This is a genomic window from Geodermatophilus sp. CPCC 205506 (genome assembly GCF_051383635.1).
GTDB lineage: Bacteria > Actinomycetota > Actinomycetes > Mycobacteriales > Geodermatophilaceae > Geodermatophilus.
The window spans coordinates 1-12,042 of sequence record NZ_JALPKP010000087.1 but is presented as its reverse complement, the minus strand read 5'-3'; the positions used below and the strand labels follow the sequence as shown (position 1 = coordinate 12,042).

At 76.5% G+C, this 12,042-nt stretch carries 9 protein-coding genes and 1 pseudogene; 4 read left to right on the top strand and 6 right to left on the bottom strand.

Translation table 11 applies throughout. The features are described from left to right. Nucleotides 1-457 precede the first annotated feature (457 nt). Nucleotides 458-1,120 (top strand): response regulator, encoded by a 663-nt coding sequence (locus MY520_RS27135; RefSeq protein WP_436695809.1) that lies wholly within the window; start codon nt 458-460, stop codon nt 1,118-1,120. Nucleotides 1,121-1,151: 31 nt separating this feature from the next. On the opposite strand, the gene MY520_RS27130 is transcribed toward MY520_RS27135, so the two are convergent. Together MY520_RS27130 and MY520_RS27125 are read right to left on the bottom strand one after the other, a co-directional pair. Next, entirely contained in the window at nt 1,152-2,810 is a 1,659-nt protein-coding gene (locus MY520_RS27130; protein ID WP_436695808.1) for a GAF domain-containing sensor histidine kinase, read from the bottom strand. Nucleotides 2,811-2,941: 131 nt separating this feature from the next. Continuing rightward, a complete protein-coding gene (locus MY520_RS27125; protein WP_436695807.1) occupies nt 2,942-3,421 on the bottom strand; it encodes a pyridoxamine 5'-phosphate oxidase family protein in 480 nt (159 codons plus the stop codon). Between the two features lie 256 nt (nt 3,422-3,677). Here MY520_RS27125 and MY520_RS27120 point away from each other — a divergent pair, with 256 nt between their 5' ends. Both MY520_RS27120 and MY520_RS27115 read left to right on the top strand, forming a co-directional pair. Continuing rightward, entirely contained in the window at nt 3,678-4,604 is a 927-nt protein-coding gene (locus MY520_RS27120; RefSeq protein WP_436695806.1) for a universal stress protein, read from the top strand. Between the two features lie 7 nt (nt 4,605-4,611). Next, nucleotides 4,612-5,547, top strand: a pseudogene (locus MY520_RS27115) (zinc-dependent alcohol dehydrogenase family protein); the annotation flags it as partial. Here the strand turns inward: MY520_RS27115 and MY520_RS27110 are convergent. The 4 genes from MY520_RS27110 to MY520_RS27095 all read right to left on the bottom strand — a co-directional run bounded on the left by MY520_RS27110 (nt 5,535) and on the right by MY520_RS27095 (nt 10,341). Continuing rightward, nucleotides 5,535-6,038, bottom strand: a complete 504-nt coding sequence (locus MY520_RS27110) for a phosphatase PAP2 family protein (RefSeq protein ID WP_436695810.1) — start codon at nt 6,036-6,038, stop codon at nt 5,535-5,537. The pseudogene MY520_RS27115 and the gene MY520_RS27110 sit on opposite strands and share 13 nt — an antisense overlap. A 167-nt stretch (nt 6,039-6,205) precedes the next feature. Further along, nucleotides 6,206-7,288, bottom strand: coding sequence for a lysylphosphatidylglycerol synthase transmembrane domain-containing protein (locus tag MY520_RS27105; RefSeq protein WP_436695805.1), 1,083 nt, complete (start codon nt 7,286-7,288; stop codon nt 6,206-6,208). Further along, nucleotides 7,285-9,687, bottom strand: a complete 2,403-nt coding sequence (locus MY520_RS27100) for a phosphatase PAP2 family protein (RefSeq protein ID WP_436695804.1) — start codon at nt 9,685-9,687, stop codon at nt 7,285-7,287. Before MY520_RS27100 ends, MY520_RS27105 begins: the two co-directional genes overlap by 4 nt. Nucleotides 9,688-9,747: 60 nt before the next feature. Continuing rightward, nucleotides 9,748-10,341: an Rv1733c family protein gene (locus MY520_RS27095; RefSeq protein WP_436695803.1), complete on the bottom strand. Its 594-nt coding sequence runs from the start codon at nt 10,339-10,341 to the stop codon at nt 9,748-9,750. Between the two features lie 190 nt (nt 10,342-10,531). Between MY520_RS27095 and MY520_RS27090 the strand changes: the two genes are divergently transcribed. Then, nucleotides 10,532-12,042 (top strand): DUF4389 domain-containing protein (locus tag MY520_RS27090; RefSeq protein ID WP_436695802.1); only part of this gene is annotated, 1,511 nt, incomplete at its 3' end.

The window sequence follows — 12,042 nt, the reverse complement described above, 5'->3', positions numbered from 1 at the left end:
TCGGCCAGCTGCACCGGCACCCGATCGGCCGGCCACTGGTCGGGCAGCGCGAGCTCGGCGACCGTCAGGCCGACCCCGAACCCACTCCCGCTGAGCACGACCCCAACCCAAGACCGGGGTACGACCCTTTCTGGGCCTCTCACCAGCACGGACACACGAACTCCGGAGAGAAGATCAGGGGCCGGTCGGGTGCTCGGAGCGGTCCGGCCGGCACCCGGGCGGCCCGGACGGGCCCGACCCCCTCCCGGACTTTCCGCGCCGAAAGTCCGGGAACGGGGCGGAGCTCCAGCGCCGGGGGTTCCGCAGGCGGACGCAAAGGCCGCGCACGGGTGGGACCAGGGACCTTGGACTCTGCCCGCACCGGTCGCATTGGCCTCTAGCCTGGGCCGTCCGGCCCTCGCGGCCGGTCACCGAGAGCACGGTGGCGACGGGGAGGACGGCTGTGAGCGGAAACGGGGTGAGCCCGGCGATCCGGGTGTTCCTCCTCGACGATCACGAGGTCGTCCGGCGCGGGGTGGCCGACGTGCTGGAGAGCGACCCTGGCATCACCGTCATCGGCGAGGCCAAGAACGCCGCCGAGGCGCTGGCCCGCGTCCCGGCCCTGCGCCCGGACGTCGCCGTCCTCGACGTGCGGCTGCCCGACGGGGACGGCGTCTCCGTGTGCCGCGAGCTGCGGTCGAAGATGCCCGAGCTCAAGGTGATCATGCTGACCAGCTACAGCGACGACGAGGCGCTGTTCGAGGCGATCATGGCCGGGGCCTCGGGGTACCTGCTCAAGCAGATCCTGGGCCAGGACCTGGTCAGCGGCGTCCGCGCGGTGGCCGCCGGCGGCTCGCTGCTCGACCCGACGGCGACCACCGCGGTGCTGACGCGCCTGCGGCGGGCGGCGGAGCCCGCCGGGCCGCTGGCCAAGCTCAGCGACCAGGAGCGCACCGTGCTCCAGCTGATCGGCGAGGGCCTGACCAACCGGCAGATCGGCGAACGGATGTTCCTCGCCGAGAAGACCGTGAAGAACTACGTCTCGCACCTGCTCGCCAAGCTGGGCCTGGAGCGGCGCACGCAGGCGGCGGTGCTGGCCACCGAGCTGCGCGGCTCGCAGCCGGTCACCCGCCAGGGCTGACCCCCGCCGCGGCGCAGCGGCGTCACCGCGCTCAGCGCAGCGGCGCCCACCAGCGCAGCCGCGTCCCGCCGTCCGGCAGGGCCGCGACGACGCAGTCCCCGCCGCGCCGCTGCGCGCGGTCCTCCAGGTTGCGCAGGCCGCTGCGGGCTGCCCGGACGTCGATGCCGCGGCCGTCGTCCACGACCTCCAGCACGACCTCGTCGGCCACGTCGACGGTGACCGTGACGTGCCGCGCCCCGGAGTGCCGGGCGGCGTTGCTCACTCCCTCGCGGGCGACCGCCTCGAGGTCGGCCGCGAGATCCCCGGTGACCAGGCTGTCCACCGCTCCGGACATCCGGACGGTCGGGTGCAGCCGCCCGCCGGCGGTCTCGGTGACGATGTCGAGCACCCGACGACGCACGCTGGTCGACTGGTCGAGGTCCTCGGTCGTGTGCAGGTCGAAGATCGTCGTCCGGATGTCGCGGACGGTCTCGTCGAGCTCCAGCACGACCTTGCGGATCCGGGCGCGGGTCTCCGGGTCGGGCAGCCGGGGGAGCACGGACTGCAGGCTGAGACCGGCGGCGAACACCCGCTGGATGACGTGGTCGTGGAGGTCCTGGGCGATCCGGTCGCGGTCCTCGTACACGGCCAGCTGCCGGGCCACCCGCTGCTGGACGGCCATGTCGAGGGCAGCGGCGATCTGCAGCGCGAACGCGCTCATCAGCGGGGCCAGCGCCGGCGGGAACGGCGGTCGCCCGGCCCGGCGGGCGGCGACCAGGACGGCGTCCTCGCTGTGGCTGCCGCGCAGCCGGACACCGGTGCACGAGCCCCAGGCGACTTCGGCGTTGGGCCCCTGGTAGGCCAGCCCCGTCGTGTCCATGACGACCACCGACTCGGCGCGGGCCACCGCGTCGAGGACGGTGTTCTCCCGGGGGGAGAGCCGGGTGCCGGTGACGTCGTCCATCCCCTCGCCGCTCTGCGCGCGGATGACGTAGCAGTCGTCCGCCGAGTCCGGACCCACGAGCAGCCAGGTGCCGTCGGCGTCGATCAGCTCCGCCACCCGGGTCGTGACCAGCGGGAAGACCTCGTCGAGCGACGAGGCGCTGAGCAGGCAGGCGCGGACGTCGGACAGCGCCGCGGTCCACCGTCGCTGCGCCTCGGCCTCCTCGTAGAGCCGGGCGTTGTCGATGGCGATGCCCACCGCGCCAGCCAGCGCAGTGAGCACGACCTCGTCCTCGGCGGTGAACTCGCCCTGCCGCTTCTCGGTGAGGTACAGGTTGCCGAAGACCTCGCCCCGCACGAGCACCGGCACCCCGACGAACGAGCGCATCTCCGGGTGGTGCGGCGGGAAGCCGACCGACGACGGGTGCCGGCCGAGGTCGGGGATGCGCAGCGGGCGCGGCTCGGTGATCAGCTGGCCGAGCACGCCCTTCCCCTCCGGGAGGGAGTCCATCCGCGCGGCCAGCTCGTCGTCGATCCCGACGTGGATGAACGCGGCCAGCCCGCCGCCGGAGGCCAGCACCCCGAGCGCCCCGTACCGGGCGTCGACCAGGTCGACCGCGGCCTCGACGATCCGGCGCAGGGTGTTCTCGAGGTCCAGCCCGGTGGAGACGCTGAGGAAGGAGTCGAGGAGGTGCTGCACCCGGGTCTGGCTGCGGGCCACCTCCGCCACCTCCGCCAGCTCCTCGTCGAGCGGCTCGGTCAGGCGCATGCCGACGAACGGGGACGCCCGGACGGGCTGTCCCTGCTCCGAGCGTGGCTCAGACGGCATGGTCGGTCCCGCTTCCTCTGGAGTTACGAGACTGCCACGGCCGGTGAGCCAGGGGAAGGCAGATGTGACGCTCAGCGGGTGTGTTCGGCGAGGCGGGGCAGTGCGTCGCCGACCGGTGGCCGGACGGCCACGCTCCGCCGGGGTCGGGCTCGCCAGCCGGTGACCATGCCGATGCCGACGCTGATGTAGCAGCGGTCGGGCCAGCTGAGCAGGAACGGCCACGGCAGGGCGTCGAGGTCGGCGATCTCGGCGGGGTCGGTGACCGAGCGGGACGGGCCGACGACGGTCACCGTCCAGCCCGTGCAGGTCGCCTCGTCCAGCGCGTCGACCTGGAAGGCGACCACCGCCGCGCGGGTGCCGGGCACCAGCTGGCTGCACGACCGTGACGGGATGACCACCTGGTCCCGGTGCACGCAGAAGGGCACCGGCTGGATCGCCGGCAGGGCGTCGCGCGTGTAGCCGAGACGCCCGATGCGGACGGTCCGCAGCAGCGACCGGCAGTCGGGATCGTCGAGGTCCTCGATCACGTGGTCCTCGGCGGGGGTCGGCACGTCGGCCTCCAGTTCGTGCGGTGCACGGAGAAGAGCGGAGGTGGACGCCGCCGCTGTTTCGACGGGCCCGTGCTGACTCTCGGCGCACTGGGCGCCGGGGCGCAGGGACCTTCGTCCCGACCCGGACGGCCGGTCGTCCCGGGTGAGCCGGCCGGGACCGCGTCCGGGCGCCGGGGACTGCTCGAACGGACCCCGCGGGTGGATCCTGTCTCCCTCGCGGGAACGCGGCCGGAGACGCGGGCGGGAGGTGGCCGGCATGGACCCGACCGGAGCCGCCGCGGAGGGCCGCCGCGTCGTCGCGGGGGTGGACGGCTCCCCGGGCGCGCGCGCCGCGCTGGCCTGGGCGCTGACCGCCGCCGCGCGCACCGGGGCCCGCGTGGAGGTGCTCAGCGCCCTCCCGGTGGACCTCTCCTGGGCCGATCCGCAGCTGGGCACCCCCGGTCGGGTGGAGGCGCTGCGCACCGACACCGGCGACCGGGCGCGGGCGCTGGTCGACGAGCTGCGACCGCAGGTGGCCGGTGCGGCCGACGTGCCGGTGCGGATCGACGTGGTCACCGGATCGGCCGCCGCGCACCTGGTGCGGGAGTCGGAGGGCGCCGAGCTGCTCGTGGTCGGCAGCCGTGGCCGCGGCGCGGTCGCGAGCACGCTGCTGGGGTCGGTCGCGCTGCACTGCGCCGCGCACGCCAGCTGCCCGGTGGTCGTCGTCCACCCGGTGCCGGCACCGCCGCAGCCGCGCGTCGTGGTCGGCCTCGACGACAGCCCGGTCGCGCACCGCGCCCTGGCCCGCGCCGTCGAGGAGGCCGCGGCTCTGGGGGCGCGGGTCGAGGCGGTGGCGGCGTACCGGGCGCCGGACTACTGGAGCGACCTGTACGCGATCACCGCGCCGCCGGTGGGGCAGACCCGCGAGCAGGCGCTGGAACGGGCCCGCTGGATCGTGGCCGGCGTCCTCGACCCCCCGCCGCAGAGGCCCCAGGTGACCGTCGACGTCGAGGAGGGCGCCCCCGCCGACGTGCTGGTGCGGCGCGCCGACGGCGCCGCGCTGCTGGTGGTGGGCAGCCGCAGCCGCAGCCGGCTGGAGGGGATGGTGCTCGGCTCGGTCGCGCTGCACACCGTCGTCCACGCGCGCTGCCCGGTCATGGTCGTGCACCCGGAGGCGACCGCGCCGGCCACCGGTCCGGCCTGAGCGCGCCGTGCGCGCCTGGGTGGTGGCCCGGCCGGGCCCGGTCGACGAGGGCGAGGGACCGCTGGATCCGGTCGAGCGGGAGCCGCCGGTGCCGGGACCGGGCCAGGTGCTCGTCGACGTGGTCTGCTGCGGTGTCTGCCGGACCGACCTGCACGTGGCCGAGGGTGACCTGCCGCCGCACCGGCCGGCCGTCGTGCCGGGGCACGAGGTGGTCGGCCGGGTGGCCGCGCTCGGCGCGGGCGCCGGCCGGTTCGCCGTCGGGGAGCGGATCGGGGTGGCCTGGCTGGGCGGCACCGACGGCAGCTGCCGGTTCTGCCGCCGCGGCGACGAGAACCTCTGCCTCGCCCCCGTGTTCACCGGCTGGGACGTCGACGGCGGCTACGCCGACGCCTGCCTGGTCGACGAGCGGTTCGCCCACAGGCTGCCCGACGGCGTCGACGACGAGCACGCCGCGCCGCTGCTCTGCGCCGGGATCATCGGCTACCGGGCGCTGCGGCTGGCCGAGGTGCCGCCTGGTGGCCGGCTGGGCATCTACGGCTTCGGCGGCAGTGCCCACCTCACCGCGCAGGTGGCGCTCGCCCAGGGGCTGCGCGTGCACGTGCTGACCCGGGGCGAGGGGAACCGGGCGCTGGCGCGCCAGCTGGGCGCCGACTCGGTGGGCGACGCCGCCGACGCGCCCCCGGAGCCCCTGGACGGCGCGGTCCTCTTCGCCCCGGCCGGCGAGCTGGTGCCGGCCGCGCTGCGGGCGCTGGACCGCGGCGGCACCCTCGCCGTGGCCGGCATCTGGCTCTCCGACGTCCCGCGGCTGGTCTACGCCGACGAGCTGTTCGGCGAGCGCCGGCTGCGCAGCGTCACCGCCAACACCCGACGGGACGCCGAGGAGTTCCTGGCCCTCGCGGCGCGGCTCGGCGTCCGGGCCACCACCGTCGGCTACTCCCTCGACGAGGCCCCGCGGGCGCTGGCCGACCTCGCCCACGGCCGCTTCAGCGGCGCCGCCGTCCTGCGCACCGGCACCCCGAGCAGCAGGTTCAGCACCCCGGCGACCGCCGCGCCGATGGCCGCGCCACCCACCACGTCCAGTGGCGCGTGGGCGCCGAGGTAGACGCGGGACACGCAGACCAGCGCGGCGACGACGACGAGCAGCACCAGCCACCGCCGCCGCAGGTAGGGAGCGAGCAGGACGACGACCCCCGCCGCGACCACCGCGTGCCCGGAGGGGTAGGCCACACCGGCCGACGGCACCTCGCGCAACACGGCGTCCGGGATGATCGAGCCCGGCCGCTGCCGCTGCACCAGTCCCTTGACCACCTCGCCGTGCACCAGGAGCTTGAGCGGCACGAGCAGCACCAGCCCGAGGGCCAGCCGCCAGCGCCGCAGCGCCAGGGCCGGGAGCGCGACGATCAGCGGCAGCCCGATGACCCCGAGCAGCTGCACCGCCCAGAGCGGCCCCTCCCAGGCGCCCGGCCGGCCGTTGACGAACGTGAACACCGCCCGCTCCGCCGGCCCGACCTCCCCGGAGGCGACCGCCCACGAGCACAGCGCCGCGACACCCGCCCCGACCAGCGCCGTCGCGCCGTCGGCCACCCGGCGCCGGTACCGGCTCACCGCGCCGCTCCCACCGGCTCGGCCACGTGGGCCCGCCCGACGCCGCGCCGCCAGAGCAGCCACGTGACCGCGCCGACCGGGATCGGGAGGAACCAGGTCAGGAAGCGGAACAGCAGCACCGCGCCGGCCGCCGCCGTCGCCTCGACCCCGACGGCGGTGAGGCCGGCGACGTAGCTCAGCTCGGCGACGCCGAGCGCCCCCGGCGTGATCGGCACGATCGTCACCAGCCGGGTGATCGAGAACGCCGCGAGGACGACGATCCACGACGCGTCGGCGCCCTCGCCCCCGATGCCGCGCAGGCAGACGAGCAGCACGAGGAACAGCGCGGCGTGGCTGGCGACCGCCGCGGCGCTCAGCTGCGGCCAGCGCGCCCGGATGAGGTCGCGGGAGTCGGTGCGGAAGCGTTCCGTGCGCTCCACCCACCCCGACGGCGCCGGGCGGCGGACCACCCGCAGCACCCGGCCGGCCAGCCGCTCCGCCCCCGCGGCCACGGCCGCCGCGGCCGGGCCGTGGGTGACCACGACGACCAGCACGCCGGCACCGGCGAGCAGCACCCTGCTGCCGAGCAGGGCGGCCAGCCCGAAGCCGACGTCGACGTCCCCGACCAGTGCCAGCCCGGCCAGCGCCAGGGCGGGCATCGCCAGCTTGACCAGGTTGTTCCACACGCCGGTCAGCGCCACCGCCCGCGCGATCCCGCCCGCCGGGAAGCCGAACGAGTGGTACATCGCCGCGTTGGTGCCGACGCCGAAGGCGAACCCGACCGGCACCGTGTTGGAGATCGCCGTCGAGGCCTGGTCGGACATGACGGCACGGCCCAGGGTCAGCCCGGGCAGCGCCGCCATCCAGAGCGGGGCGTAGGAGAACAGGTTGACCAGCGCCACGACGGCGATCAGCGCGACCTCCCCGCCGGTGAGCCGCCGGACGAGGTCCCACGCCGAGGCGTAGTCGGCGATCCGCGGCAGCACGCCGGCGAAGATCGCCACGATCACGGCCACGGTCAGGGTCGCCCGCGCCGCGCGGCCGGTGAGCGCCCGCCGGAGGGCGGTGCGCGGACGCCGCTCCGCCCGGGTCGTGGTCACACGCCGAAGCGGTGCTCGAGGCGGGCGGTCAGCAGCCAGCCGAGCACCGCCGGGATCCAGGACACGAGGACGCGGAAGACCAGCGCCGCCGCGCAGGCGCTGGCCAGCGGGGCGCCGAGCGCGGTGAGCGCCAGCAGCAGGGTGACCTCCGCGCAGCCGGGAGCCCCGGTCACCGGCAGCACCGACCACAGCAGGTGCAGCGCCGCGTACACGCTCGCGGTGGCCAGCAACGGCACCGAGCCGCCGGCCGCGTGCATCGCCGCGGCCAGGACCGCCCCCTCGAGCACCACCCCGACCGTCGACCAGCCGAACTGCGCCCCCCACCGCCACGGCACCTCGGCGGGCACCCGGGTGATCGTGGCCAGCAGCGACGGCAGCCGCCGCCGGCCGCCCGGCGCGGTGTCGTGCCGGCGGGCCAGCCACTGACCGGTCAGCACCAGCGCCCACGCGGCCAGGCCGAGCGCGACGGCCGGCACGAGCGCCTCCGGGGCCTGCCAGTCGCCCAGCCGGTCCTCCACGACCGCCATCACGAGCATCCCGGAGGCCACCAGGATCGCCGCGACGACGCCGCTGACCACGAACCGGTCGGTCGAGCGGCGCGCGTCCGCCGGCAGGACGCCGGCGCGCTCGAGGAACCGGGCCGCCGACCGGCGCCACCCCTCGCTGCCGTGCAGCAGCGAGGCCGACTCCGCGACCAGCGAGGCGGCGTAGGTCCGCCCGAGCGCGATCCGTCGCTCCACGGTGAACAGGGCCGCCGCGGCGTTCGCGGCGCGGGCCAGGACGGCGAGGGCGAGGGCTGCCCCCAGCCAGCGCCAGCCGCCGTCCTCCACGACGTCGAAGAACTCGGTCGCCCCGGCCAGCAGCGGCACCCCGACGAGGACCAGCGCCGACCCCGCGGCCACGGCCAGCCGGGCGGCGAGCCCGGGCGGGCCGAACTCGGGCCGGTCGGGGTCGGGCAGGCCCAGCCGGCCGCGCAGCGCCCCCCGCAGCGCGTCGAGGCGGGCGTGGTCGGTGCGCACCGCCGCGCGGGTCGCCGAGGTCAGGCTCATCGGCGTCAGCCCGGGCAGGGCCTCGGCGACGGCGTCCGGCCCGAGCGTGTCGATCGCGCAGTCGACGACCAGCCCGGGGTCGGTGCGCAGCGCGAGGGAGGCGAGCAACTCGGCGACGTCCCCGGACAGCGCGTCGTCGGAGGCACCGGTCAGGGCGTTGCCGAAGTCGACCACCCACGGCCGGCCGTCGCCGTCCACCAGCACGCTGGAGGCGACGAGGTCGTGGTGGGCGACCCGGGCCGCCCGGAGCAGCGCGACCTGCCGCCAGACCGCCGTGAGCAGCTCGCGGGTCAGCTCCTCGGCCGGCAGGTCGTCCAGGCCCCGCGCGGTCAGGTACTCCTGGACGACGATCGCGCCGCGGTCCTTGCCGCGGGCGAGCAGGACGCGGGGCACGTGCACCCCGCGCTCGCGGGCGATCATCGCCGCGACCGCCTCGTGCTCGGCCTGCTGACCCAGCGGGGCCACGGCGTCGGCGTCCTTCACGTCCCGGACGGCCAGCAGCCGCCACAGCCGGTACAGCCAGTCGCGCTCCCGGCGGTCGGGCTCCAGCCACTTCACGTACAGCCGGCGGCCCTGCTCGTCGACGGCCTCGAAGGGGATCGAGCTCCGCGCCTGGACGGCGGCCGGCCGCACGTCGCGCACCGGCAGCCCGTAGTGCTCCAGCCAGCGGGCGACGCGGTCGGGCGGCACCTCCAGGCGCGGGACGCCGAACGCCCAGTGCACCAGCGAGCCGATCGCCCAGCCGACGGCCAGGCCGCCGACGATGTCCAGCGGCAGGTGCGCCCCGACGTAGATGCGGGCCAGGGCCACCGTCCACGCCAGCGCCCAGGCGGTGCGGCGGGCCCGCCGCGACAGGTACGGGACGACGGCGGTGGCCAGCGCCGCGGCGACCGCCGAGTGCCCGGAGATGAAGCCGAGGCCCCCGACCGGACCCTCGGGGAAGTTGGCGTCGAGGGCGAACCCGCCCGGCCGCTCGCGCTGCACGACCTGCTTCACCTCGTCGGCGGCGAGGTAGGCCAGGACGCCGGAGACGAGCATGTCCCGCGCCATCCGCAGCCGGCCGGTCAGGGCGGCGACCGCGGCGACCACCGGGACCGCGAGCACGTTGCCCAGCTGCATGACCACCCAGACGACCGGGAAGACCTCCGCCGGCAGGTCGTTGACGATCTGGAAGACGTTCTGCTCGAAGACCGGCAGACGGCCGCGCTGGGCGATCAGGAAGCCCAGCCCCAGCACGGCGAGGCCGAGGGCCACGCGCACGAGGTCCACGGGGTGCCGCTGCACCGGCGGGCGCGCACCGCGCGGCGGGCGGACACCCGGCACGGCGGGAGACACCACGCGCGAGGTCACACCGCCAGAGTGCACCCGTCGGGGCTCCCGGTCAGCAGCCGTGTGCAGGGCGACAGCAGGTCAGGGGACCCGACGGGTCCAGGTCGGCTCCACCGCGGCCCACTCCCGGGCCCACTCCCGGTCCCGGTGCCGGCCGAGCAGCCAGCACAGCGCGACGTGCAGCAGGCCGGCGGTCGCGAGGAGACCGGTCCAGCCCACCACGGTGAGGACGACCACGCTCTGCGCCGCCTCGCGGCCGGTCAGCGGGGGATCGACCGGCCGGCCGTCGGCGGTCACCCAGATGTCGACGACCTGCCCCGCGCGCGTGCCCGCGGGCGCGGGTACCTCGTCGTCCAGGACCTGCCCGTCGGGCGCCGTCCACCACGCCGGCACCAGGGAGCGGCCGCCGAGGGCGGCGTCGGGGCGGGTGGCTGCGTCGGCGGTCGCCACCGCCTGGACCTGGGTGCGCTGCTCCGCCTCCTGGGCCGCCGTCGCCGCCAGGTCGGCGTGCAGGACGGTGCCGGCGGTGAGCGCCAGGGGCACCGAGAGCAGCGCGACGAGGAGCAGCAGCACGCGGGCGGCGCACTCGAGCCGGTCGCAGCCGCGCTTGAGCGGTCCGTGGCCCAGCGTGAACCGCCGGATGCCCCGGTGCGGGGTTCTCGGCGCGTCGGCCACGTTCGCTCCTCTCCCCGGTCCGGCACCTCCGCCCAGCCTGACCGGGTCCCGGTTCCGTGGGCAGGGCCGCAGGTCCCGGACCGCGGTCGAGCGAGCCGCCCGGGCGCCCGCGGGCAGGGGGGCGAAGGTCCCGCCGGGCGGTGCCGTAGGGCTGCGTCACCGGGTGGACGGCGGCGGGAGGGTCGCCGGCATGACCGATCAGCAGACCCCGTATCCGGTGCGGGTCGACGCGGTCGTCGACGCGCCGCTGTCCCGCTGGCTGTGGTTGGTGAAGTGGCTGCTGCTCCTGCCGCACCTCGTCGTCCTGGCGTTGCTGTGGATCGGCTTCGTCGTCGCCACGGTCATCGCGTGGTTCGCCATCCTGATCACCGGCCGGTACCCCCGGGCGCTGTTCGACTACGACGTGGGCGTCCTGCGGTGGAGCTGGCGGGTGCACTACTACGGCTACGGCGCCCTCGGCACCGACCGCTATCCGCCGTTCACCCTCGCCGACGTGCCGGACTACCCGGCGCACCTCGAGGTCCCGTACCCCGAGCGGCTCTCCCGCGGGCTGGTGCTGGTCAAGTCCTGGCTCCTGGCGCTGCCGCACTGGCTGGTGGTGGCCCTCTTCGTCGGCGGCGGCATCTGGATCGGCGCCTCGGCGGCGGACGACGGGGCCTGGGACAGCGGCTGGGGCCTCGGCGGGCTGGTCGGGATCCTCGTGCTGGTCGCCGGCGTCGTGCTGCTGTTCACCGGGCGCTATCCGCAGTCCGTCTACGACTTCGTCCTCGGCATGGACCGCTGGGTGCTGCGGGTCGCCGCCTACGTCGCGCTGATGACCGACCGGTACCCGCCGTTCCGCTTCGACATGGGCGGCACGGACCCGGGCACGCAGCCCGCCGTCCCCACGGGCCCGGTGCCGGCCGGGGGACCGGCGGCCCTCCCCGCGACGTCGGCGCCCGCGCCGGCGCAGCGCTGGGGTGCCGGCCGGGTGACCGCCGTCGTGGCCGGCGCCATCCTCCTGCTGCTCTCCACCGGCCTGCTGGCCGGCGGCATCGGCCTGGCCTGGGCGGACACCACCCAGCGCGAGGACGGCTACCTGTCGACGCCGACCGACGACCTCGCCACCTCCGGGTACGCCCTGGTCACCGGCTCGATCGACCTCGACGTCGGCGGTGACGAGTGGGTCATCGACGAGGTGCTCGGCGAGGCCCGCCTCGACGTCACCCCGGCCGACCCGTCGGTCGAGCTGTTCCTCGGGGTGGCCCGCACCGCCGACGCCGACGGCTACCTGGACGGCGTGGGGTACCGCGCGGTCGACGACCTCGGCGCCGACGGCGGCCTCGACGAGGGCCGCGACATCCCGGGCGGCGCACCGGCCGGCGCCCCCGGCGACCAGGACATCTGGGTCGCCCAGGCACAGGGCTCCGGCACGCAGACCCTCGACTGGACGCCGGCCGACGGCGACTGGACCGTCGTGGTCATGCGGGCCGACGGCTCGGCCGGGGTGGACGTCGACGCGCGCGCCGGCGTCACCGCGCCCTTCCTGCCGTGGCTGTGGGGCGGCCTGCTCGTCACCGGCGGCGTGCTGTTCGTGGTCGGGGCGCTGCTCGTCGGGCTGGCGGCGCACCGCGCGGCGTCGTCCGCCCCGCCCGGACCGGTGCCGGCCTGGCCGGCTCCGCAGCCCGGTCCGGCGGCCGGCCCGCCCGCCGCGCCGCCCTC

Excerpts from the sequence above, each read along its gene's own strand:
- MY520_RS27130 (WP_436695808.1), bottom strand. The coding sequence starts at position 2,810 with ATGCGCCTGACCGAGCCGCTCGACGAGGAGCTGGCGGAGGTGGCGGAG.
- MY520_RS27120 (WP_436695806.1), top strand. The coding sequence starts at position 3,678 with ATGGACCCGACCGGAGCCGCCGCGGAGGGCCGCCGCGTCGTCGCGGGG.